Origin of the sequence: Limnochorda pilosa, assembly GCF_001544015.1 — a bacterium.
GTDB lineage: Bacteria > Bacillota > Limnochordia > Limnochordales > Limnochordaceae > Limnochorda > Limnochorda pilosa.
Window position 1 is genome coordinate 2,082,032 of the sequence record NZ_AP014924.1, and the last position, 22,167, is coordinate 2,104,198.

The 22,167-nt window shown below is 69.2% G+C and carries 21 protein-coding genes; 5 read left to right on the forward strand and 16 right to left on the reverse strand.

Annotation, left to right across the window (positions count from 1 at the left end; all coding sequences use genetic code 11):
* Nucleotides 1–79: 79 nt before the first annotated feature.
* The 6 genes from LIP_RS09220 to LIP_RS09245 form a co-directional block, all read right to left on the reverse strand.
* Nucleotides 80–1,051 carry a nucleoside hydrolase gene (locus LIP_RS09220; protein WP_068137192.1) on the reverse strand — a complete coding sequence of 324 codons (972 nt, stop codon included), beginning with the start codon at nt 1,049–1,051 and terminating at the stop codon, nt 80–82.
* Between the two features lie 2 nt (nt 1,052–1,053).
* Complete coding sequence (locus LIP_RS09225; RefSeq protein WP_231699414.1) at nt 1,054–1,803, reverse strand: SDR family NAD(P)-dependent oxidoreductase; 750 nt, start codon at nt 1,801–1,803, stop codon at nt 1,054–1,056.
* A gap of 118 nt (nt 1,804–1,921) precedes the next feature.
* Nucleotides 1,922–2,824: a carbohydrate ABC transporter permease gene (locus LIP_RS09230; RefSeq protein WP_082726617.1), complete on the reverse strand. Its 903-nt coding sequence runs from the start codon at nt 2,822–2,824 to the stop codon at nt 1,922–1,924.
* Nucleotides 2,824–3,777, reverse strand: a complete 954-nt coding sequence (locus LIP_RS09235) for a carbohydrate ABC transporter permease (protein WP_068137197.1) — start codon at nt 3,775–3,777, stop codon at nt 2,824–2,826. Before LIP_RS09235 ends, LIP_RS09230 begins: the two co-directional genes overlap by 1 nt.
* Nucleotides 3,764–4,813, reverse strand: a complete 1,050-nt coding sequence (locus LIP_RS09240) for an ABC transporter ATP-binding protein (RefSeq protein ID WP_068137200.1) — start codon at nt 4,811–4,813, stop codon at nt 3,764–3,766. Before LIP_RS09240 ends, LIP_RS09235 begins: the two co-directional genes overlap by 14 nt.
* An 85-nt stretch (nt 4,814–4,898) precedes the next feature.
* A complete protein-coding gene (locus LIP_RS09245) occupies nt 4,899–6,395 on the reverse strand; it encodes an ABC transporter substrate-binding protein (protein ID WP_198409480.1) in 1,497 nt (498 codons plus the stop codon).
* A 333-nt stretch (nt 6,396–6,728) separates the two neighbouring features.
* Between LIP_RS09245 and LIP_RS09250 the strand changes: the two genes are divergently transcribed.
* The 5 genes from LIP_RS09250 to LIP_RS09265 all read left to right on the forward strand — a co-directional run bounded on the left by LIP_RS09250 (nt 6,729) and on the right by LIP_RS09265 (nt 12,254).
* Nucleotides 6,729–8,525 (forward strand): cation:proton antiporter domain-containing protein, encoded by a 1,797-nt coding sequence (locus LIP_RS09250; protein WP_068137205.1) that lies wholly within the window; start codon nt 6,729–6,731, stop codon nt 8,523–8,525.
* A gap of 168 nt (nt 8,526–8,693) precedes the next feature.
* Nucleotides 8,694–9,473 (forward strand): HpcH/HpaI aldolase family protein, encoded by a 780-nt coding sequence (locus LIP_RS09255; protein WP_158509610.1) that lies wholly within the window; start codon nt 8,694–8,696, stop codon nt 9,471–9,473.
* A gap of 167 nt (nt 9,474–9,640) precedes the next feature.
* Entirely contained in the window at nt 9,641–10,549 is a 909-nt protein-coding gene (locus LIP_RS09260) for a cation diffusion facilitator family transporter (protein ID WP_068137212.1), read from the forward strand.
* Nucleotides 10,543–10,665 carry a DUF2935 domain-containing protein gene (locus tag LIP_RS18520; RefSeq protein ID WP_144440411.1) on the forward strand — a complete coding sequence of 41 codons (123 nt, stop codon included), beginning with the start codon at nt 10,543–10,545 and terminating at the stop codon, nt 10,663–10,665. The genes LIP_RS09260 and LIP_RS18520 overlap by 7 nt, the downstream gene beginning before the upstream one ends.
* Nucleotides 10,666–10,829: 164 nt before the next feature.
* Nucleotides 10,830–12,254: an L-cystine transporter gene (locus LIP_RS09265; protein ID WP_068137216.1), complete on the forward strand. Its 1,425-nt coding sequence runs from the start codon at nt 10,830–10,832 to the stop codon at nt 12,252–12,254.
* Nucleotides 12,255–12,319: 65 nt separating this feature from the next.
* Here the strand turns inward: LIP_RS09265 and LIP_RS09270 are convergent, their stop codons facing one another.
* The 10 genes from LIP_RS09270 to LIP_RS09315 all read right to left on the reverse strand — a co-directional run bounded on the left by LIP_RS09270 (nt 12,320) and on the right by LIP_RS09315 (nt 22,145).
* Nucleotides 12,320–13,438, reverse strand: a complete 1,119-nt coding sequence (locus LIP_RS09270; protein ID WP_068137219.1) for a mandelate racemase/muconate lactonizing enzyme family protein — start codon at nt 13,436–13,438, stop codon at nt 12,320–12,322.
* Nucleotides 13,439–13,503: 65 nt separating this feature from the next.
* Nucleotides 13,504–14,166 (reverse strand): GntR family transcriptional regulator, encoded by a 663-nt coding sequence (locus LIP_RS09275; RefSeq protein WP_068137222.1) that lies wholly within the window; start codon nt 14,164–14,166, stop codon nt 13,504–13,506.
* Nucleotides 14,167–14,205: 39 nt separating this feature from the next.
* The gene (locus LIP_RS09280; protein WP_068137224.1) at nt 14,206–15,360 is read right to left on the reverse strand and encodes a UxaA family hydrolase; all 1,155 of its coding nucleotides are present in this window, start codon (nt 15,358–15,360) and stop codon (nt 14,206–14,208) included.
* 69 nt (nt 15,361–15,429) lie between these two features.
* On the reverse strand, nt 15,430–15,714 hold the full coding sequence (locus tag LIP_RS09285) for a UxaA family hydrolase (protein ID WP_068137227.1): 285 nt from the start codon (nt 15,712–15,714) through the stop codon (nt 15,430–15,432).
* Between the two features lie 47 nt (nt 15,715–15,761).
* Nucleotides 15,762–16,841 (reverse strand): Ldh family oxidoreductase, encoded by a 1,080-nt coding sequence (locus LIP_RS09290; protein ID WP_231699415.1) that lies wholly within the window; start codon nt 16,839–16,841, stop codon nt 15,762–15,764.
* A 98-nt stretch (nt 16,842–16,939) separates the two neighbouring features.
* Complete coding sequence (locus LIP_RS09295; RefSeq protein WP_068137234.1) at nt 16,940–17,395, reverse strand: tripartite tricarboxylate transporter TctB family protein; 456 nt, start codon at nt 17,393–17,395, stop codon at nt 16,940–16,942.
* Nucleotides 17,388–19,010: a tripartite tricarboxylate transporter permease gene (locus tag LIP_RS09300; RefSeq protein WP_082726091.1), complete on the reverse strand. Its 1,623-nt coding sequence runs from the start codon at nt 19,008–19,010 to the stop codon at nt 17,388–17,390. The genes LIP_RS09295 and LIP_RS09300 overlap by 8 nt, the downstream gene beginning before the upstream one ends.
* Before the next feature lie 21 nt (nt 19,011–19,031).
* Nucleotides 19,032–20,003 carry a Bug family tripartite tricarboxylate transporter substrate binding protein gene (locus LIP_RS09305; RefSeq protein WP_068137236.1) on the reverse strand — a complete coding sequence of 324 codons (972 nt, stop codon included), beginning with the start codon at nt 20,001–20,003 and terminating at the stop codon, nt 19,032–19,034.
* A 253-nt stretch (nt 20,004–20,256) separates the two neighbouring features.
* Nucleotides 20,257–21,195 carry a carbohydrate ABC transporter permease gene (locus LIP_RS09310; protein WP_068137238.1) on the reverse strand — a complete coding sequence of 313 codons (939 nt, stop codon included), beginning with the start codon at nt 21,193–21,195 and terminating at the stop codon, nt 20,257–20,259.
* Nucleotides 21,192–22,145: a carbohydrate ABC transporter permease gene (locus LIP_RS09315; RefSeq protein ID WP_068137242.1), complete on the reverse strand. Its 954-nt coding sequence runs from the start codon at nt 22,143–22,145 to the stop codon at nt 21,192–21,194. Before LIP_RS09315 ends, LIP_RS09310 begins: the two co-directional genes overlap by 4 nt.
* Nucleotides 22,146–22,167: the final 22 nt, after the last annotated feature.

The following is a 22,167-nucleotide window of genomic DNA, read 5'->3' on the forward strand; positions in this document are numbered from 1 at the left end:
TGACCCAGCCATTGAACACAATCTGCTTGAGGGCGTCCAGCGAATCAGCCTCGAAGAGCTCGTAGACGCCGCGTTACCTTCACCCACCCAGCGCCCGGACCACCATCTCCAGCACGGCCTCCGCGTCCACCCTCATCGCCACCTGCACGTTGGGCCGGCGGGATTCCCGGTCGGCGGGCATCCTTCGCCCGTCGCAAACCGTCATCCCGTACGTCTGCTCGCCCCGGGTCTCCACACGCACCTCCATGGGCTCCAGCTCAAAGAGCTCCGGGGCAGCCACGAAGGCTACCGCGCAGGGGTCGTGCAAAGGTGCGCCTATCTCTTCCTCACCGAAGTGGCGGGCCGTAGTCTGCAGGTAGAAGGAGAGGAGGTCGGCCAGGGCGCCCGCGATCGGGCTCCTGCCCCGGCGCACCCGCTCCACGTGCCGCCGGGTGAGGCGCACCTGGTGGGTTAGGTGGAGCCCCATCATCACCAGAGGCACGCCCGATTCCAGCACAATCCGGGCGGCCTCGGCGTCGGCCCAGATGTTGAACTCGGCCGCGGCGGTGACGTTCCCCGGCCCGGCGGATCCCCCCATGAAGACGATCCGTTTGAGCTGCTGGGCAAGCCCGGGGCGAAGGCGCAGGGCCAAGGCCACATTGGTCATGGGCCCCGTCACCACCAGGGTCAGCTCGCCTGGTGCCCCCGAGGCCCGCCGGAGCAAGGTTTCCGCCGCGCCCTCGGGGTCCGGCCCCGTCTCCGTGGATGGCAGCCCCTCGCCCACCGTGTCCAGCCCGCTCTCCCCGTGGAAGGAGAGCGCGTCCACCGGATCGCGCACCAGCGGCCGCGCCGCGCCGGCGTGAACGGGCACGTCGCTCCCCACCGCCCGCAGGATCCTCAGGGCGTTCCGCGTCGTCTTCTCCAGGGGGGCGTTCCCGGCCACGGTGGTCACCGCCTCCGGGCGGAGCCGTGGGTGGCGGAGCGCCAGGAGGATGGCCGCCATGTCGTCGTGGCCGGGATCGCAGTCCAGGATGAGCCGCTCGGGAACACCGGTCGTCTCCCCCGCTGGCATGCTCACCGCCCCCGCTCAGGCGGCGTGGCCATCACGTCGTCGCCCCCGTCCACGATCAGCTCCGTGCCCGTCACCCACGAGGCCTCGTCGGAAAGGAGGTACAGGGCGGCGTACGCGATGTCCGCGGCCGACCCGTACCCGGCCAGGTGCTTGCGCTGAACGGGCCGGATGGGCCCCTCGCCCAGAGGCTCCCAGATGAGCCCGGGCGAGATCAGGTTGACCCGCACGTTGCGCGCCCAAGACTCCCGCGCCAGGCGGCGCACCAGGCCCGTCAGCCCCTCCTTGCCCGCCGAGTAGGCGACCCCTCCCGCGAGGCGCGTCTGGGGCGCCGCCCCCAGGGCGACGACGGACCCGCCCCCTTGCTCTTCCATGGCCGGGATGCTCGCCCGCGAGAAGAGGAAGAGGGCCCGCATCAGACTGGTGAGGGCCTGATCCCACTGATTCGGTTGCAGCGTCTCTGCTCGGCTCTGGGGCTGGTAGAAGCCGCCCGCGGCCGTCACCAGCCCGTCCAGGCGGCCGAAGGCGACGACGGCCCGATCCACGGCCTCCCGTGCGACGACCTCCACGGTGACGTCTCCCTGCAGGCTCTCCACCTGGCCCCCGGCCTCAGCGCAAAGGTGTGCCGTCTGCTCCAGCTCGGGGCGGTTCCGTGAGACGAGGACGAGGTGAGCACCCTCCTGGGCCAGGAGGACCGGAATGGCCCGTCCCATGTTGTCGCCCGCCCCTGCGACCAGCACGACCTTCTCCTGCATGCGCACGGGCGACCCTCCTCTGCTGGGGATCCCGTACCCCGGGATCCGCTCAAGGTGACGAAAGCTCTGAGGCCAGCCTACCACCCGCAGAGGGGTGCGGCAAGGTGAATCGCCGCGATCAGCCCTTCACCGCCCCGGCCGTGAAGCCCACCACGAAGCGGTCCAGGAAGGCGTTGTACAGGAAGGTCAGGGGGAGGCTGGTGATGAGGGCGGCCGCCATGAGCGACCCCCAGTAGTAGACGTCCCCCCGTACCAGGGCCACCGGCACGCCCAGGCTCACGGTCATCTTCCCCACCGAGCTGATGAAGGTGAGGGCGTAGACGAACTCCTGCATCACCAGGGTGAAGGCGAAGATCACCACCGTGAGGACGCCCGGCACCGAAAGGGGCATGACCACCCTCACGATGGCGCCCAGCCGGCTCTGCCCGTCGATCATGGCCTGCTCCTCGATGTCCCGGGGAATGGAGCGGAAGAAGCCCATCATCAGCCAGGTGGTGAAGGGGATGGTGAAGGTCGGGTAGATGAGGATCAGCGCCCAGAGCGAGTTCTGCAGCCCCAGCACGGAGATGAGGCGGGCGAAGGGGATGAAGAGCAGCGTGGGCGGGATCAGGTAGGTCAGGAAGACCCCGATGCCCAACCGCTCGCCCCACCGCCCCACGAGCCGCGCCAGGCTGTAGCCGGCGGGCACCGCCGCCAGGAGGGTGATAGCCACCACCACGCCTCCCACCAGGAAGGTGTTCCCGAGCCACTGGAGGTACGGCGTGTTCTGGAAGAGCAGGCGCAGGTGCTCCAGGGTCGGCGGGGCGTTGAAGATCCATGGGATGTGGTCGGGGACCGTGGCGCCCACGTAGAGGTCCCGGTTCTGCTTGAAGGCGGTGAGGAGCATCCAGTAGAAGGGCATCACCGCGAACAGGGTGAAGCCCACCACCAGGGCGTAGATCCCCACCCGCTGTGCGACCCGCTTCGCCTGGCGGCTTCGCCGGCGAGACAGCGGGCGGACCGCCTGCGTCGCTACCCCCATCACGACTGCCCCACCTCCGATCCCCGGGCCACGCGGAGCATACCGATGGCCACCAGCACCAGCAGCGGGAAGAGGAAGACGGCGATGGCCGCCCCCTGCCCCAGGTCCGCCCCCAGGATGCCCTGCTGGAAGGCGTAGCTTGCCAGCACGTGGGTGGTGTTGTAGGGCCCGCCTCGGGTGAGCAGGTAGACCACGCCCAGGTCCGTGGCGGTGAAGACCACGCCGAAGAGCACGGCCACCGTCACCACTGGCAGCAGGAGGGGCACATCCACGTGGAAGAGGCGCCGCCAGAAGCCGGCTCCGTCCACCACCGCCGCCTCCTCCACGTCCTTGGGAAGCGAGGTCATCCCTGCGAGGAGCACCACCGTGGCGAAGGGGAGCATGCGCCAGACGTGGACGGTGACGATGGCGATCGTGGCCAGGGTAGGGTCGCCGAACCAGTAGAACCACTGGCCGGGGCCCATGAGCCCCACCGCCCGCAAGGTCCAGTTGATGACACTGAAGGTGGAGTCGAAGATCCAGGTCCACGCCATGGAGGCCAGGGCGATGGGCGCCGCCCACGGCATGAGGATGAGGAAGCGCACCAGGCGCTTCCCTCGGAACTCGCTGTTCAGCACCAGGGCCAGGGTGGTGGCCAGGATCACCACCAGGAGCTGCGACACCACCGTGAAAAGCAACGTGTTGCTGAGCGCCCGGCGGAAGATGGGGTCGTGGATAACCCGGGCGAAGTTCTTCAGCCCCACGAACGAGAAGGAAAGGCTTCCCGCGCTGGCCTGGCTCAGGGAGAGCACCAGCGCCAGCACGAAGGGTATCCCCACCAGCACGATGACATAAAGCAAGGCCGGGGTGAGCATGAGGGTTCCCAGCCACTCGGCCCGATCGGCCAGGCGCAGGCCTCCGCGCCGGGCTACCCCGCCGACGGCCTCCCCTGGCAGCTCCCTACTGACGCCCATGAGATCGCCTCAGTCCCGTGGCCCGGTCGAAGAAGCGCAGCTCCTCCTCGGGCACGCCGAAGTCGTACCGCTCGCCTTCCCGCAAGGCCGCCGGCACAGTGAAGGGGAGCTTGGCGATGATGGACGCCTCCCGGGCGGCCCGGGGAGCCCCCTCTTCCAGGTGGCCGTAGATGAGCCGGTCTGAGCCAAGATACTCCACGCGGCGTACCCGGAAACCGAAGCGGCGCAGCGCCCGCCCCTCGCCGTACGCGTCCACGGGCAGGAAGCTCTCAGGCCGGAAGCCCAGGATCGTTCCCGCGTCCAGGTCCAGCAGGTTCATGGGCGGTGAGCCCACGAAGGTAGCCACGAAGGTGTCGGCCGGGTCCGAGTAGACCTCCCTGGGCGTGCCTACCTGCCGCACCTGGCCTTGGTTCATGACGGCGATGCGGTCGCCCAGCCCCATAGCCTCCACCTGGTCGTGGGTTACGTAGATGGTGGTGGTGCCCAGCTGGCGCTGGAACTGCTTCAGCTCGTCCCGGGCCGTGGCCCGCAGCTTGGCGTCCAGGTTGGAGAGCGGCTCGTCGAGGAGGAAGACCTCGGGGTCGCGCACCACCGCCCGCGAGAGGGCCACCCGCTGCCGCTCGCCGCCCGAGAGCTCCCGGGGGAAGCGCTGCAGGAGGTGCCCGATGCCGAACATCCTGGCCCCTTCGACCACCTTCTGCTGGATCCGCTCGGCCGCCATCCGCACCGACTGGAGCGGGAAGGCGATGTTGTCGAAGGCCCGCTTGTGCGGGTAGAGGGCGTAGCTCTGGAAGACCATGGCCACGCCCCGCTCCCGGGGCGGCACGCTCGCATCGGCCAGAAGGCCGCCGATGTAGATCTCGCCCTCGGTGGGGTGCTCGAGCCCTGCCACCATGCGCATGAGCGTGGTCTTGCCGCAACCCGACGGGCCCAAGAGCACCAGCAGCTCCCCGTCCTCGATGGAGAGATCGACCCCGTCCACGGCCCGGACTCCGTCGAAGTGCTTCTTCAGGTTCTTCGTCTCGACCCGTGCCACCGCTGCGCCTCCTGCCCTTACGGACTGCGATCGGAATCGGGGCCCGAGCCGTCTCCCGGCCCGGGCCCCGCGATCCGTGCGGCCGTCAGGCCACCAGGCCCCGCTCACGCCACCTGGCGAAGATCTCCTTCACCCGGGCTTCCGCTTCGGCCACGGCCTCTTTCGCGGTCAACGCCCCCGTGGCCACCTTGGCGAACATGTCGGGTAGGACGAAGCTGTCGAAGACCTCGCCGATGGCGGGGTTGGCCGGCCCGGGATGCCCCACGTTGGTGGACCACTGGAGGGCGTTCTTGAGGGCGGCCAGCTTGTTCGGAGGATTGGAGCCGAAGGGGTCGTTCCCGGTGACCTGGACCATCCATTCCTGGCCCGCCGCCTGCCGTTCTGCGAGCGGCACGCCCTTCTCGGCCACCGAGCCCGGGAAGGACGGGAAGTTGTAGAGCTTGCTCGCCATCACCGCGTCCCGGTAGTTGTCCACCAGGTCCACGAGGAACTTCTTGGCCAGGTCGGGGCTCTTGGCGAACTGCCAGATGAAGTAGGCGCCCATCACGTGCTCGCTGGCCCACTGGAGGCCGGTCGGGCCCTTGAGGGGCTCGACGAAGAAGGTATCGTCCGCCACAGGCAGGCCGTTGTCCTGCGCGGTGCGGTAGGCCGAGATGGAGTTGACGATGTAGGCGGTCTGGCTAGCGTTGAACGCCTGGTTGTTGGACGACGCGTTCCAGCTGAGCACCGCCGGGCTCATGGCCTCCCTGTAAAGCGTGGCCATGAACTCCACGGCCTGGAGGGTGGCATCGGAGTTGAGCACCACCCGCTCGTTCTCGTCCTGCACCGAGGCCCCGTACGACCAGAGCAGCGCCCGGCTCGCCATGTTGGAGTCGATGTCCTGGGAGAGGCCGATGCCCACCGGGATCTGGACCTGCGGGTATTTCTGCCGGATGGCCTTGCCGCCGTTCAAGAGGTCCTCCCACGTCTTGGGGCCGTCGGGCATGCCGATGCCGCTCCAGATGCTCTTCAGGTAGTCGCCGGGGTCAGGCACGTAGTTGTCGGAGAAGCCGAACCACTTCTCCGTGACGGGGTTGTAGGTGCTCCGCTTGGCCAGGTCCAGGATGGGCCCGTGCCGGCGCTCCACCTCCTGGACCACGTCGGCCATGTCGAGCACGTGGGGCTCGAAGGCCGCCGGTGGCGAGATGAACATGAAGAGGTCGTGGCCCTCCTGGGCCGCAACCTCTGCGTTGGCCCGGGGCACCAGGTCTGAGAACGCGATATGGTCCACGGTGACCTGGACGTTGTTCTGCTTGCCCCACTCCTGGGCGTACTGGTCGAACCAGACGTCGTAGGCGGGAACGAAGTGGCTCCACTGGATGATGCGCAGGGTCTGCCGGCCCTGGGCGCGAACCCGGGGCACGAAGACGTACGGAGCCGCCGCGACCGCCAAGGCCCCCGAGCCCGCCCACTTGAGGACGGTGCGCCGGGTCACGTCCGGGTCGCGGTTCATGAGTCCCTTGCCAGCCGGTGAAGGCGTCGTACCTGCGGACACGTTGCCGTCGTGAAACCCGTCGCCCAAGCCAAGACGTGTGCTGCTCACCTGGACCCCCCCGTGGCGTGGTGGTTGGAGTGTACCGGATGAACGTACATTTCCTGCGTTCTATGGTAGCACTCGGTCGCAAAAGGCGTCAAGGTTGAGTCTTTGCGCTACTATGACTGTGAAAGTGGTTTCGATCTCGCTTACGGGTCGGGTCCTGATGCCGGCGAGCCGGCGGCCGGGCCCGATCTCCCGGGTGGAATCCCTTGCCCCGAACCGCGCGGCAGTGTATCCTAGCGAGCGCATCCTTTCCTCAAGAGACGCTCCGGGGAGGTCCCCGCCATCGAGACGCCCTTCCCCTTCACGAACCTGCTCCTGGTCACGCTGATCGCGTTCGTGGTACCCCTGCTCACGGCCCGGTCCCGCCGGCTGAAGATCCCGCTGGTGGTGGGCGAGATCCTGGCGGGCGTGCTGGCGGGCCCGTCGGTGCTGGGGTGGGTCACGCCGGACCGCTGGCTCGACTTCCTGGCCACCCTGGGCCTCACCTACCTCATGTTCCTCTCGGGGCTCGAGGTCGACTTCGGTGCGCTGATGCGCGCGCGGGAGGCCGGGCGCGCGACCCGCAGCTTCCGGGCGCCTCTATGTTTCTACGGCCTCACCCTGCTCCTCTCGGCCGGGGCCGCGCTCGGCTTCGCCGCCATGGGGCTCGTCCGCAATCCGTGGGTGGCCGCGCTGGCCATGGCCACCACCTCGCTGGGCGTGGTGCTGCCGATCTTGAAGGAACGGGGCCTGTCGGGGTCGGACTTCGGGCAGCAGCTGCTGCTCGCGGCCCTTGTGGCCGACTTCGGCACCATGCTCCTCCTGGCAGGCGTGGTGGCCCTCCTCACCGGCGGGAACGTGGCCCATGTCCTCCTGATCTCCGTCCTCTTCCTGGCCTTCTTCCTCCTCTACCGCCTCGCCCGCGCCGTGGTGCCGCGCGGCGGCTGGCTCGGGGAGCTGGGCCATGCCACGTCCCAGCTCGGGGTGCGGGGCAGCTTCATGATCATCTTCGTTTTCGTGGCCCTGGCCGAGGGGCTGGGGGCCGAGGTGATCCTGGGGGCCTTCCTGGCCGGCGCGCTCGTCTCCCTGCTGGAGAGGGGCGAGGCGGAGGATCTGCGCTCCAAGCTGGACGCGATCGGCTTCGGCTTCTTCATCCCTCTTTTCTTCATCATGGTCGGGGTTCGTCTGGAGGTGGGCGCGGTGCTGGGCCGGCCCGACACGCTGGTGCTGGCGGGGCTCATGTTGCTGGGCCTCTACGGCATCAAGCTCCTGGCGGCGCAGCTGAGCCTGGCGGGACCTGTGCCCCACCGCCTGGCCAGCGGCTTCCTCCTGGCCCCCGGGCTCAGCCTGGTGGTGGCCGTGGCCGACGTGGCGCTGAGCATCGGGCAGATCGGCATCGCGCTCCACGCCGCCCTGATCCTGGTGGCCGTGATCTCGAGCCTCATCTCGCCCCTCCTCTTCGACCACTGGGCACCCCGGGCCCGTGACGTGCCCCGGCACGTGGTGATCGCGGGCGCCGGCCGGGCATGCCAGGTGCTGGCTCAGCGGCTGGGCGCGCGAGGGCTCCGGGTGCGGGTGGTGGACACCCGGCCCGTGCAGCTTGCCGAGGCACGCGCCCAAGGCATCGAGTCCGGCGAGCACCCGCTCACCGCCGGCGAGCTCATCGCCCAGGGCCGCAGCTGGGCCGAAGCCGGGGCGCCACTCACCTGGGTGCTCCCGTCGGATTCCGACGAGCTGAACGCCCGCCTGGCCCTCGACCTGCGGGAGCGGACCGACGAGCCCATCGTGGCCTTCGCCGGCGACCCGGCCGTGGCCGCCCGCCTGGCGGAGCATCAGATCCAGGCGGTGACGCCGGCCCTCTCGACCCTGATGCTGGCTGAGAACCTGGTGGCCCAGCCTGAGCTTTTCCACCTCTTCACCGGAACGGACGGCGAGGTGGGGGCGGCCGAGGTTCGCCTGGCCGAGCCCGCATGGCACGAGACGCCTATCCGCCACATCCCCATCCCCCACGGCGTGCTGCTGCTGGCGGTGGCCCGCGATGGCGAGCACCTCGTGCCCAACGGAGACACCCGCCTGCTCCTGGGCGACCGCATCGCCCTTGTGGGGCGAAAGGACCTCCTGGACGAAGCGACCCGGCTGCTGGGGCGGCGGTGAGCCAGCGTGCAGGGCTGCCTCTCCCGGGCGGCGCAGGAGTTGCGGCGAATACGGCGTAAGACGCCTGGTGTTGGGCCAACGCACGCACGAGGCACGGGAGAGCTTCGGAGAGGCGGCCGAGCCGAGCCTCCGGGGCCGTCGCGTCCTCCAGGAAGGGAGCGCACGCACGTGGGCAATCGAGTGAAGGAACGGCTGAAGCAGGGGCTCCCGAGCGTGGGGAACTGGATCAACATCCCCTCGCCGGCGGTGGCGGAGCTCCTGGCAGGCCACGGTATGGACTGGCTCCTGGTCGACACCGAGCACTGCCCCACGGACTACGAGACGATCGAGAACCTCCTGCGGGCGATGCGCGGCACCGAGGTGGTGCCGCTGGTGCGGGTGGCAGGCAACGACCCGGTGCTGATCAAGAAGGCGTTGGACCGGGGCGCCCTGGGGGTCCTGGTGCCCCTGGTGAACTCCGCGGAGGAGGCGGCCGCCGCGGTCGCGGCCGCCAAGTACCCGCCCGAAGGGATCCGGGGGGTGGCCGGAACCCGGGCCAGCCGGTACGGCGCGGACCTGCGGGCCTACTTCGCAAGCTGGAATCAGGACGTGCTGGTGGCCGTCCAGGTGGAGACCCGTCAGGCGCTGGAGCAGGTGGAGGCCATCGCGGCGGTGCCCGGCGTGGACGTGGTCTTCATCGGCCCCAACGACCTCTCCGCCAACCTGGGGGTCTTCCAGCAGTACGACCACCCTGCCTTCGCGGAGGCGGTGGCGCGCGTCCTGCGGGCGACCCGGGCCCACGGCGTGGCCGCCGGCTACATGGCGTCCGACTCGGCCTCCGTCCTGGCCAAGATCGAGGAAGGCTTCACCTTCGTCTCGGCCGGCAGCGACACCCGCCTCCTGAGCGCCGCGGCCGCCGCCACCTACGGGGCCATCGAGCGGGGATTGGGCGAGCGGGGGTTCCGCTGAGAAGGAGCCTCAGCGTGAGGGGCGCCGAAACCACGGTTTTCACAGGGTCGCCCGTTCCGCCCGGCGAAAGGGACCGGAGCCGGCGACCCTGTGGCGCGTGCTGCGGCAGGCGGTCGCCCTGCTGAAGCATGCTACTCCGCGTACGGAAGAGGTTGGAGGCTCGATCCATGGACGGCGCACGGGATACAGGCGCCCAGGCGCAGATGCGGGCGATCCGCAGGGTGCTCTGGGTGGTGCTTCTCCTCAACTGGGCGGTGGCGTCCGCCAAGCTCCTGGTAGGCTCCTGGATCCGCAGCGCCAGCATGGTGGCCGACGGCTTCCACTCCTTCTCCGACGGCGCCTCCAACGTGGTGGGCCTGGTGGGCGTGAGCATGGCGGCCCAGCCCAGCGACCCCGAGCACCCCTACGGTCACAAGAAGTTCGAGACCTTCGCCTCGCTGGTCATCGGCTTCATGCTCGTCTTCGTCCTCATCGAGATCGTGCGCTCGGCGGCGGTGCGGGTGCTGCACCCCCTCCACCCCGAAGTGAGCGTGGCCAGCCTGGTCGTCATGGCCGTCACGATGGTGGTGAACGCCGGCGTCTCCACCTACGAGCGCCGGGCGGGCCGGCGGCTGGGTTCCGACGTCCTCATCTCCGACAGCGCCCACACCGCGAGCGACGTGCTGGTCTCGGTTTCGGTTCTGGGAACCCTGGTGGCGGCGCGCCTCGGCTACCCCCGGCTGGACACCTTCATGACCTTCGTGGTTGCGGGCTTCATCGGCCGCGCCGCCTGGCAGATCCTGCGCCACGCCTTCGCCGTCCTGGGCGATACGGTCGCCCTCCCCGAGGCGTCGCTGCGGCAGGTGGTCCTGGAGGTGGAGGGCGTTCTCGCATGCGACCAGATCCGCAGCCGAGGGCGTCCCGACGACATCAAGGTGGACGCCGTCATCCGGGTCGACCCCGCCCTGGACGTAGACCGGGCCCATGCCATCGCCGACGCGGTGGAAGCGCGCGTCCGTGCCTCCTTCCCCGGCGTGACGGACGTGGTCGTCCATGTGGAGCCGGCATCGGGCAGGCTGCCCCTGGCCAGGTGCTGAGCGTGATCGACCCGCTTCTGGCCGACCACGTGCTGCGGGAAGCAGAGCGCTTTTTGGAGATCCTGCGGGCCTTGGAGCGAGGGGAGGAGCAGGTGCCCGCTGGCGAGAGGTTCTGACGACGTGCGCGGCCGGACCGCTCCTGGAAAGCGAGCGTGCACCAGGCCGTCCATGCGGTATTGGCACCTCGTCCGGCCCCTGGGCCCGGCCCATCGCCGGCTCTGGCGTTGGCGTCGGCGGTGAGCCCCGGCACACCAAAAACGTAGTTGACTGATAGGAATGTATGACTTACATTGGGCATGAGATCCTCTGGGAGGTGGTCACGTCCGTGCTGACGACGGCGGTTCATGTCGTCATCCTTCTGCTCTTGATCGCTGGGCTTGCCTGGATGCAGGTGCGGCGGCTGTCCTTCTCGGCGCGCGTCTTCTCGGGGCTCGGGCTCGGGATCCTCTTCGGGATCGTCCTGCACCAGGTGTACGGGCCCGGATCCGAGGTCCTCAAGAGCTCCATCGACTGGTTCAACCTGGTCGGGGTCGGGTACGTGAAGCTCCTGCAGATGATCGTGATCCCGCTCGTCTTCATCTCGATCGTGGCAGCGTTCACCAAGATGGAGCTCACGCAGAACGTCGGGAAGGTCAGCGGGCTGATTCTCCTGGTCCTGGTGGGCACCACGGCCATCGCGGCCGCGGTGGGCATCGCCTCGGCGGGGGCGTTCGACCTCCAGGCGGTCCAGATCCCGCAGGGCAACGCGGAGCTGGCTCAGGCGGCACGCCTGGAGCAGACCTTCGCCACCATCGAGGGAAGGACGCTACCCCAGCAGATCCTCGAGCTCATCCCGGCGAACCCGTTCCTGGACTTCACCGGGGCCAGGCGGAGCTCCACCCTCGCGGTGGTGATCTTCGCCGCCTTCGTTGGGCTCGCCTACCTGGGCGTGAGACGGCGCGACCCCCAGGCGGCCGAGACCTTCGAACGGCTGGTGCAGGCGCTCAACGGCGTGGTCATGGGGATGGTCCGGATCGTCATCCGCCTGACGCCTTACGGCGTGCTGGCCCTCATGACCCGGGTGGCAGCCACCAGCGACTACGCGGCCATCTGGCAGCTCGGGAAGTTCGTGGTGGCCTCGTACGCGGCGCTCCTGGTGATGTTCGGCATTCACCTGCTCCTGCTCACCCTGGCCGGCTTGAACCCGGCGGCCTACGTGAGGAAGGTGCTGCCGGTCCTGGGCTTCGCGTTCACGTCCCGGTCCAGCGCCGCGACCCTGCCGCTGAACGTGCGGGCCCAGACCGAGGAGCTCGGCGTCCCGCAGGGGATCGCCAACTTCGCGGGATCCTTGGGGCTCTCCATCGGCCAGAACGGGTGCGCGGGCATCTACCCGGCCATGCTGGCCGTCATGATCGCCCCCACGGTGGGGATCGACCCGTTCACGCCCTCGTTCCTCGCGACCGTGATCGCCGTGGTGGCCATCAGCTCCTTCGGCGTAGCCGGCGTCGGCGGCGGGGCCACCTTCGCGGCGATCCTGGTGCTGTCGGTGCTGGGGCTCCCCGTCGGCCTGGCCGGGCTGCTGATCTCCATCGAGCCCCTGATCGACATGGGGCGGACGGCGGTCAACGTCAGCGGCGCCATGACCGCTGGGGTGCTGACGAGCCGGCTCACCAGGCAGTTGAACGCGGAGACGTACGTGGGCGTGGGGCTGCGGGAGCAGGCGTAGGGACCGTTCCGACGTGCGGGGCCACGAAAGCGGGCGGAGCAAGCGAACGCAGCAGGCCCTGCCCGTCACGACACCTCCGACGCCCAGACCGTCAGCCGCTCGAAGGCCTCCTCGTCCACCTGAACCCCCAGCCCCGGTCCTGCGGGCACCGGCAGCCGGCCGCCCACCGGGGTCAACTGGGCGCCTACGAGGGCGTCCTTCAGGGGGTTCGGGTGGGCGTCGTACTCCACGGTGAGGCCGGTGGGGGCGGCGGCGGTCAGGTGGGTGGAGGCGGCCAAGCCGAAGACCGAGCTCCAGCAATGGGGCGAGAAGCGGCGGTGGTAGGCCGAGGCAAGGGTCGCGGCGGCCCAGGTCTCGGTGACCCCGCCGCAGCGGGTCACGTCGGGCTGCACCACGTCCACCCCGCCCCGCTCGATCAGCTCCCGGAAGCCGTGGCGGGTGTACTCGCCCTCGCTTCCCGCCACGTAGCAGGAGAGGGCCCGGGCCACCTGAGCGTAGCCCTCCACGTCCTCCACGGGGACGGGCTCCTCCAGCCAGTAGAGGCCGTCTTCTTCCAGGCTCCGCCCGAGGCGGATCGACGTCTTCACGTCGTAGACCCCGTTCACGTCGGCCATGAGGGTGGTCCCTTCGCCCACGAGCCGGCGCACCGCCCGGAAGACCGCCCGATCGCGCTCCAGTCCCTGCCCCACCTTCACCTTCATGGCCCGGAAGCCGGTCTCGGCGAAGCGGGCCGCCTGGCTTTCGGCCTCCTCCACGCTCCCCAGGTAGACGCTGGCAGCGTAGCAGTCGACCGTATCGGTGATGGCGCCGCCCAGGAGCGAGGCCAGGGCTGCATTCAGGGCCTTCCCCTTCAGGTCCCAGAGTGCCGTGTCCACCGCGCTGAGCGCCTCGTAGACCATGCCCTTGGGCCCATGGTAGCCCACCCCCTCCCGCTGCATCCGGGCCAGGGGATCTCCTGACAGAGGATCTGCCCCCAGCAGGAAGGGGGCATAGAGCTCCTCCACCATGGCCTTCACCGACCGGGGCGTCCCGTAGCTTTCGCCGTAGCCGGTCACGCCCTCGTCGGTCTCGAGCCGGACCACCAGCAACCGCCGCGACCGAATGGGCGGGCGCCGGGCGCTACCGCCCATGGGTTCGGCCAAAGGTGCCTCCAGCAGACGGGTTTCCACCTTGCGGATACGCATGCACGTCCGCCCCCTCATCAGGGGTCGTCTGGTGACGGGTCCGCCACCTACCCCAGGCCGCTGCCCTACACCTCGCCCCGCTCGATCGCGGGCCAGTACCGCTCCACGGCTTCGAGCATCCGGGCGACATGGTCGGAGGCTGCCCGGGCGGCTGCTTCCGGGTCCCTGGCCCGCAGGGCTTTCAGGATCTCCCGGTGCTCCCGCATCGATGCCTCCATCCTACCCGGCAGGCCGGTGGTGCTGCTCATGACCAGACGGACCTGTGATTCGAGCCCCTCCATGACCTTGAGGAGGGTGCTGTTGCCGGCCATCTCCCGGATCCGGGCGTGAAAGCCGATGTCATGTTCGCGGTACTGCGCCGGCGAGCCGCCTACCCTCTCCCGCTCGGCCTCCGCGAGGATCCGTTCCAGCTCGGCCGCGTCCAGAGGCTGGATCCGCTCGGCCGCCCGCCGGGCCGCGAAGCTGTCCAAGGCTTGGCGGCACTCCAGGACGTCCTTCACCTCCGCGAGCGTCAACCGCCGCACCACGGCCCCCTGCGAGGGGACGATCACGACCAGGCCGTCCCGCTCGAGGCGGGCGATGGCCTCCCGGATCGGCGTCTTGCTCAAGCGGAGCCGCTCCGCCAGCGTGCGCTCCACCAGCCGGTCTCCCGCCCGCAGGCGCCGGGCCAGGATCTCCTGCCTGAGGAGATGGTACGCCTGCTCCGTCAGGCTGGGAGCCCGCTGCACCGTCAGCGATCTCTCCGTCGTCAGGTCCCCCTCCCCGATTCACGCACTCCGGTAGAGCTTGGTGAGAACGAATTCCCGGTGGCCCAGGACCTCGGCGGCCGTCCTGCGGCCCGAGGCCGTCCGCAGCACGAGGTCCATCAGCCGGTCGCCCGCCTGCTCCAGGCTCTCCTCCAAGGTGAGGATCCCCGAGACGTCCAGGTCGATGTGCTCGCTCATGGTGCGCACCGTGACCGGGTTGGCGCTCAGCTTGATCACGGGGACGATGGGGTTCCCCACGATGTTCCCCTGTCCCGTGGGGAAGAGGTGCAGCACCGCACCGCCGGCCGCGAAGAGGGTGATGGCCTCGGCGGCCGCCGACGAGGTGTTCATGAAGTAGAGGCCACGCCCCCGGGGCTCCTCGGCCATCTCCAGCACACCGTCCACCTGGGCCTTCCCGATCTTCTGGATGTTCCCCAGCGCCTTCTCCTCGATGGTGGTGAGTCCCCCCGCGATGTTGCCCTGGGTGGGCTGGGAGCCCAGGAGGTCCGCGTCCTGGTCCAGGATCGCCCGCTGGTACTCGTCGAAGATCCGTTGGAACTTCTCGCGCTCGGCGGGGTCCTTGATCCGCTCGGCCACGATCGGCTCGCCGCCCGTCAGCTCCGAGGTCTCGCCGAAGAGGACGGTCCCGCCCGCCGCCACCACGCGCTCGACCGCCTTCCCCACCGTGGGGTTGGAGGCGAGCCCCGAGGTGGTGTCCGACTCGCCGCACTTGATGCTCATCACCAGCTCCGCCACGGGCGCCTCCTCGCGCCGCAGCTCGGACGCCTGGTGCACGAACTCCTTGGCCGCTCGGGCCGCCTGCTCGACGATCTTCAGGTCTCCCGACCGCTCGATGTGGAAGGCCGCCACGGGCTTGCCCGTGCGGGCGATGCCGTCGGCCACCCGCTCGGTCCAGTTGGGCTCGATGCCGATGACCACCGCCGCCGCGACGTTGGGGTTGGCCCCCGTGCCGATGAGGGTGCGGAAGAAGAGCTCCAGGTCCGCCCCGAACTGGAGCCGCCCGTAGGGGTGCGGGAGGGCGAGGGTGCCCTGGATGATCCGGCTCACCCCCTCGGCCGCCGCGTTGGAGATGTCGTCCACGGGGATGATGGCCACGTAGTTGCGGACGCCCACGGCGCCGTTCTCCCTGCGGTAGCCCAGGAACGCCTCAGCCATTCGAACAACCTCCTGTCAGGTCCGGTCCCGCGTACGGGGCACCGGCCCGCGCTTCTCCCTGTCCGGTATTCACGCCCACCGGGCGCTCTTCAGGTTGTGGGTGTGCACGTGCTGCCCTGCCCGGATGGCCTGCGTCGCCACGCCGATGGGGACGCCGTACTCCACCACCCGGGCGCCTGCCTCCACGTCCCGCAGGGCAAGCTTGTGGCCCAGAGGGATCGCTTCGACCACCTCCACCTCCATCCGCTGCCCGCCGTCCTGGACCACTCCGTAAGCCCGCTGCCCGGGCTCGATCGCCTCAACGGCCACGCCCACCGCGTCGCCGGAGTCGTGCACGAGGAACCGGTTGCCCATGTGAAGACCTCCCTTCATCGGAGTCTGGGTATACGAGATATCATACGCTAACAGTCTTGCGTTTCCTGCACCGCCAAGGCCTGGAGGCGATCCACCCCAGCCTCCTGAGCCAGGTGGTCGAGTGCGTCCACCGTGGACCCCTCCAGCACGATCCCCAGCCGGCGGGCCTGCTCTCGCCGAGCCCGTCGACCCTCGCCGGGAAGGTGCGGCTCGCCCGCGTGCACCTCGGGGTCGTGGCCCTTGCTCACGCGGAGGTTCGTGCGCGCCCCTTGCAGGAGACGGTCCATGCGATCCAGGAAGCTCTCCCGGCCGACGAACGTGTCAGGATCAAGGGCGATCAGTAGGTGGCCGGTATCGTAGGGCTGGGGCCAGGTGGGGTCGTTGGGCGGGCTGGGCTCGCCGAACGTCGCGCCCGTGAGGACCGCCGTGAAGACCTCCACGACCAGGGCCAGTGCAGCGCCCTTGGGACCACCCATGGGGAGTAGCGAGCCCGTTAGGGCTGCGGCCGGGTCCGTGGTCTGGTTCCCCTCGCGGTCGAGCGCCCAGCCTTCGGGAATCGCTCGGCCGTCTCGCGCCGCCTGCAGGATGCGGCCTCGCGCGGTCACGCTGGACGAGAGGTCCACCACCACAGGCTCGCCTCGGGTGGGGAAGGCGAAGGCGACGGGATTGGTTCCATACATCGGCTGGTTTCCGCCCCATGGAGCGATGGCCGGCGGTGAGTTGGTGGAGGCGATCCCAATCAAACGTCGCCTCGCCATCTTCTCCGCGTACCAAGCCGCGATGCCAAAGTGGTTGCTGCCGCGCACCCCCACCCATCCGACGCCGTGCTCTTCGGCCAGGGTGCAGGCCCGATCTGCGGCGTGGGCTGCCACGACGGGCCCAAGGCCGTTCAGGCCGTCCAGGAGGGCCGTAGCCCCGCTGCGGGCCACCACGATGCCCACCGAGCTCGGGTTGATGAGTCCCTGGCGGACGCGTCCCAGGTAGAAGGGGAGCCTCGCCACGCCGTGGCTGGGGACGCCGGCCTCGTCGGCGGACACCAGCACGTCGGCAAGAACCTGGCAACCCTCCTCCGGTACGCCGAAACCCGCGCTCATCCGTTCCACGAAGGCCCGCAGGTCATCGGGCATCACCCACACCGTACCGGTCTCCCGCGCGCGTGGACGCGAAGCCTGTTGCCCGGCGCACTCGGGCCCCCATTCACGCCGCCCCTTCGCGACGGATTCGCTCACGGCCTCATCCCCGCCCACCACGCGCCCTCGGGAAGGGGGACCTCGAACCCATAGCGGAAAGCTGCGTAGAAGACGCCGGCGACCAGCATCGCCGCACCCAGGGAGAGAGCTCCCTCTCGGGCGTTCCGGTCCCGGCTGAGCATCCACGCCGTGACCCCATAGAAGAGGATGCTGGCGGGGAGGAAGCCCAAGCGCGGAATGAGCCAGACGTAGGCGATCGCCCCCGCCGCCAGGGTCGCCACCCCCCACGTGCCCCCAGGCGTTTCAGAAAGAGGCACCCGCCGCGGCCTCAGGCTGCCCTTCCCGACCAACCCCAGCCCGAAGAAGGCAACGGTTCCGGCGGCCACCCAGCAGAAGATGCCCCCGAGGTAGCTGAAGCTTCGAGACCCGGCCCAGGCGGCGGCAGCCACGACCAGGAGGAGAAAACCTGACCAGCGCTCTGTCTCAACCATCCTGGCGCCCAACCTCCTCCCTTTGAGATGGAGTCGAGCCCCCGACCGCCAGGCCCGCGACCGAGGTCCTCTGAGGCCCCGCAGGCCCTGGTCCCCCGGACCCAACCCGCTCGCCCGCGCCGCCCCGGCTTCGGGCCACCCAGCGCGATGCCACCGGCCACGCTGCGGAAACCAGCGACAGGAGGATCAGCGCGATGGAGATCGGCCGGGTGAAGAAGACCGCCGCGAGCGATCCCGTGGCCCGGCCCATGAGGAGCGACTGGACCAGCCCCTGCTCCGCGATGGGCCCCAGGATCAAACCCAGGACAATGGGACCGGGCTGAAGGCCCAGTTTCTCCGTGACGTAACCCAGGATGCCGAATCCCAGCATGACGGCCACGTCCAGCAGGTTGTTCCGGACCGCAAAGGAGCCGATTACACTGAGGAAGACGATGAAGGGAACCAGGAGGTTGATGGGCACGTTGATGATCCGCGCGATGTATCGAGAAAGGACCATCCCCAGGCCGAAGGTGACGAAGCCGGCCAGGATCATGGCCCAGATGAACGTGTAGGTGACCGAAGCATGGACCGAGTAGAGGTCCGCCCCCGGCCGCATTCCGTGCAGCAGCAGGGCACCCAGGATCACCGCCGAGGCGGGCGACCCCGGAATCCCGAGGGTGAGGAGCGGGACCATGGCGCCGGGGGCCACCGCGTTGTTGGCCGACTCGGAGGCCGCCACGCCGTCGATGATCCCCTTTCCGAACTGCTCGGGCCGCCCGGACCATCGGGCCGCCTCGTTGTACGAGATGAGCGAGGCGATGTTTCCCCCGGCCCCCGGGACGATGCCCACCACCGTTCCGATGATGCTCGAGCGAATCAGGAGGAAAGGCTTGCCAACCAGCTCCGCCACCACCTCGGCCACTACCCCCGGGCGCTCCCGGTACTCCGCCACCTGGTAGCGCTGGTGCCGCTCTTCCACCATGCGGAAGACCTGCGGCAGGCAGAAGAACCCGATGAGGGCTACGATCAGGTCGATCCCTGCCTGCAAGGAGGCCAGGCCGAAGGTGAAGCGCACGTCGCCTCCGATGGGCGCGATGCCCACCGTGCTGATCAGCAGCCCCAGGGCCCCTCCCGCCAGCCCCTTCCACATCGAGCCCGAGGCGAGCGTTCCGATGATCGTGAGACCGAAGACCGCCATCCAGAAGTACTCCGGCGGCCCAAAGCGAAGTGATGCTTCGGCCAGCGGCGGCGAGAGCGTGAGGAGCACCACCCCGCCCACCACCGCGCCCACCATTGAACTGAAGGCCGCCGCCACCAGGGCGTGCTGCGCCTTCCCCTGGCGGGTGAGCGGGTAGCCATCGAAGGAAGTTGCGATGGCTGAAGGCGTTCCGGGTGTGTTGATGAGGCTTGCAGGGATGGCGTCGCCGTACATCGCCCCCACGTAGAGCCCGCCGAGCATCACCAGGCCTGTTTCAGGCCGCATGGCGAAGGTGAATGGGACCAGGAGCGCCAGCCCCATGGTGGCCGTGAGTCCCGGCAAAGAACCCACCACGATTCCGCCCAACACACCCAGCCCCAAGAGGAGCGCGTTGAGCGGCGCGAAGTTGTTAGCCAGACCGGCCAGCACCGCATCCATCGTCTCGCCCCCGCCACCCGCTCAGAGTTGGCCCAGGTTGCGCAGCAGCTCCATGTACTCCTGCTTTCTACGGTCCACGTACGCCTGGGCTTCGTCGGCCCCCATCTCAAGCGGGGCGAAGCCCTGCTCCACCATCTGCCTCCTCACCTCGGGCGTGCGGACGATCTCCAGGAACGCTTCTTCGAGGGTGCGCACCACCTCGTCCGGGGTCCCAGCCGGCACCGCCACCCCGCGATCGATGCTGGGGGTCATCTCGAAGCCCAACTCCCGGAAGGTCGGGACGTCCGGCAACGCCTCGAACCGCTGCTCGGATCCGATGGCCAGCACCCGGATGCGGTCGCGATGCTGTACAAGGTCGTCCGAGTTCCCCATGGCAGCCGCCACGTGCCCACCCAGGAACGCCGCCACCTGGGGTGCCGCGCCGGTGAAGGGAACGTAGGTGACGTGGATCCCCGCGAGCTTCTCCAACTGGGTCGTGGCCAGGTGATGCCCGCTGAAGGTCCCAGAGCCGCCTACGGTGAGGGCGCCCGGGTTCTCCTTCGCATACGCGATGACGTCCTCTAGCGTCTGGAAGGGGCTGCTCCGCAAGACCGCCAGCCCGATGGGTGTGTTCTGGAACCACGCCACGGGACGGAGCTGGTCCGTCTCGTAGCCGGCGTCGCCCCGTTGCAGGGGCTGCAGCACGATGTGGGGCATGTTGATGCCGGCGATGGTGTACCCGTCCGGACGGGCGTGGGCTAGCTCCGCCCAACCGACGGAGCCGCCGCCCCCCACCTTGTACTGGACCTGTACGCTGACCCCCAGCGTCTTCTCCAGGTACGGTTGCTGCCGCCTGGCCTCCACGTCGGACTGCCCGCCTGGATTGAAGGCGATGATGTACGTCACGGCCCGCTCAGGGTAGCCTGCCTGCGCCGACGCGCCGAGAACCGTCACCAGGATCATGACAGCCGACAAAGCTGCCACGGCCCTCCCCCACCGGACTATTGGCCACATGCTGCTGCCTCCTCTGCCGTTCCCATGGTGATTCCCGCCATCTCACCGGCCTTGGCCGGGCTCTCGCGGCGGTCGATGACCGCCGGCTTGTCCCCGCCCGGTCCGCCGCGGCGGGTAGACGCATATGATATCCGAGATATCATACGGATGGATTGTCCATTTCTCCGCTGTTCTGTGTTTTCCTGCCGCGCACCGAGTGTTTTTGCCGAACCGTCGGAAAGCTCCCGAGGCAGAAGGCCCGCCGTCCCTCGGGCTACCCCTTGATGGACCCCGACAGAATCCCCTCGCTGATCCAGCGCTGGAAGAGGGCGTAGATGAGGATCACCGGGACCAGGGCAATGATCAGGCCTGCGAAGAGGGCTCCCCAATCGGTTTGGTACTGCTGGCGGAGCACCATGTCCGCGACGGCCAGGGGCAGCGTCCGCAGCCGGTCGCTGGAGAGGACGGTGTAGGCCAGCACGTACTCGCCCCAGTCGGCGAAGAACTGGAAAACGCCGGCGATGACGAGCCCCGTGCGGGCCAGGGGCAGGTCCACCCGCCAGAAGACCTGGGCGTGGCTCGCCCCGTCGGCCAGCGCCGCCTCTTCCAGCGCCCGGGGCACCGCGTTGAAGAACGGCACCATGAGGAAGATGTTGAAGGGAAACGCGAAGGCCACGTACACCAGGATCAGCCCGGTGCGGGTGTTCAGGAGGCCGAGGTGCCCCAGCAGGATGAAGAGCGGCACCAGCACCAGCGCCTGGGGGATCATGAGCCCGCTCACGAACAGGGTGAGGAGCGCCCGGCGTCCCCGGAAGTCGATGCGGGTGATGGCGAAGGCGGCCATGGCGGCCAGCAGCAGGATCACGGGAACCGCCACGCCTGAGACGAGCAGGCTGTTGACGAACCCCGAGCCGATGCGGGCGTTGGTCCAGGCGCTGGCGTAGTTGCTCCAGAGCCAGCTCTGCGGCAGCCCCCAGATGTTGCGGAAGAGCTCCAGGCTCGACTTGAGCGACGTGAGCGCGGTCCAGAGGAGCGGCCCCACCACCAGGGTCGTGTACACCAGCAACCCGGCCTGGGCCAGGAGGAAGGCCAACGGGACCCGCAGGCGGGCGGGCCGCCGAAGGATGGGCCCGGCCGGGGAAGACCCGGCGCGCGCGGCGACGGCCTCACCCGGACGGTCGGATCCCGCCTGGCTCGTGGGGCGGGGGTTCACGCGCGCCTCCCCTCCCCCAGGAGCTGGCGAATGGCGAAGACCGAGACCACCAGCATCAGCACCAGCATGGAGACCCCGATGGCGCTCCCATAACCGAACTGCGAGTACTGGAAGGCCTGTTCCACCAGATACGAGGGCACCGTCTCCGTGGCCCGGTTGGGGTTGCCGCCGTGGGTCATCACCTCCGTGAAGGCGAAGACGCTGTTGAAGCTCAGGACGAGCATGAACACCACGGCCACCACCACGTTCTGGCGAATCAGGGGCAAGGTGATGGACCAGAAGCGCTGCCACTCGCTGGCCCCGTCGATGCGCGCCGCGTCGTCGATCTCCCGGTCGATCGCGTAGATCCCCCCCAGGAGCAGCAGGGTGTAGAAGCCCACCCACTTCCAGATCATGGGCACCGTCACGGCCACGAGGGCCGTGCTCGGCGAACCCAGCCAGCCCCGGGCCCAGCCTCCCAGGCCGGTTCCCCGCAGGATGCCGTTCAGCAGGCCGAAGATGGGCGAGTAGATGAAGATCCACAAGGTTGCGATGGCCACGTCGCCCATGGCGTTGGGAAAGGGCAGCACCACCCTGTAGAAGCGGGTCCCGGCGCCCGAGCGGCTGATGGCGACCGCAAGGAGAAGCGCAGCGGGCAGGGCGACGGCGATGGTGAGGGCGACGATCTCGGCGTTGTTGAGCAGTGCCTTCCAGTAAATGGGGTCGCCCAGGAGCCGGGCGAAGTTCTCCAGGCCAGCGAAGGTGCGCTGCGAGGAGAAGCCCCGCCAGTGGTAGAGGCTGATGCGCAAAGCGTCCAGGGTGGGGTAGATCACGAAGAGGACGTACAGGGTCAGGGCCGGCAGGACGAAGAGGGCCGCGGACAGGTACCGTTGGGATGGGCGCATGGCAATCCCCCGGATCTGCGGCCGGCGGGCAGCCTCGTCGTGGCCGCCCGCCAGCCGTTTCCTCATGTACGGCGCTTCCTGAGTGCTC

Excerpts from the sequence above, each read along its gene's own strand:
- LIP_RS09220 (WP_068137192.1), bottom strand. The coding sequence starts at position 1,051 with ATGCCAGCGGGGGAGACGACCGGTGTTCCCGAGCGGCTCATCCTGGAC.
- LIP_RS09225 (WP_231699414.1), bottom strand. The coding sequence starts at position 1,803 with ATGCAGGAGAAGGTCGTGCTGGTCGCAGGGGCGGGCGACAACATGGGA.
- LIP_RS09230 (WP_082726617.1), bottom strand. The coding sequence starts at position 2,824 with ATGGGGGTAGCGACGCAGGCGGTCCGCCCGCTGTCTCGCCGGCGAAGC.
- LIP_RS09235 (WP_068137197.1), bottom strand. The coding sequence starts at position 3,777 with ATGGGCGTCAGTAGGGAGCTGCCAGGGGAGGCCGTCGGCGGGGTAGCC.
- LIP_RS09260 (WP_068137212.1), top strand. The coding sequence starts at position 9,641 with ATGGACGGCGCACGGGATACAGGCGCCCAGGCGCAGATGCGGGCGATC.
- LIP_RS09265 (WP_068137216.1), top strand. The coding sequence starts at position 10,830 with ATGACTTACATTGGGCATGAGATCCTCTGGGAGGTGGTCACGTCCGTG.
- LIP_RS09270 (WP_068137219.1), bottom strand. The coding sequence starts at position 13,438 with ATGCGTATCCGCAAGGTGGAAACCCGTCTGCTGGAGGCACCTTTGGCC.
- LIP_RS09280 (WP_068137224.1), bottom strand. The coding sequence starts at position 15,360 with ATGGCTGAGGCGTTCCTGGGCTACCGCAGGGAGAACGGCGCCGTGGGC.
- LIP_RS09285 (WP_068137227.1), bottom strand. The coding sequence starts at position 15,714 with ATGGGCAACCGGTTCCTCGTGCACGACTCCGGCGACGCGGTGGGCGTG.
- LIP_RS09290 (WP_231699415.1), bottom strand. The coding sequence starts at position 16,841 with ATGCCCGATGACCTGCGGGCCTTCGTGGAACGGATGAGCGCGGGTTTC.
- LIP_RS09295 (WP_068137234.1), bottom strand. The coding sequence starts at position 17,395 with ATGGTTGAGACAGAGCGCTGGTCAGGTTTTCTCCTCCTGGTCGTGGCT.
- LIP_RS09300 (WP_082726091.1), bottom strand. The coding sequence starts at position 19,010 with ATGGATGCGGTGCTGGCCGGTCTGGCTAACAACTTCGCGCCGCTCAAC.
- LIP_RS09305 (WP_068137236.1), bottom strand. The coding sequence starts at position 20,003 with ATGTGGCCAATAGTCCGGTGGGGGAGGGCCGTGGCAGCTTTGTCGGCT.
- LIP_RS09315 (WP_068137242.1), bottom strand. The coding sequence starts at position 22,145 with ATGAGGAAACGGCTGGCGGGCGGCCACGACGAGGCTGCCCGCCGGCCG.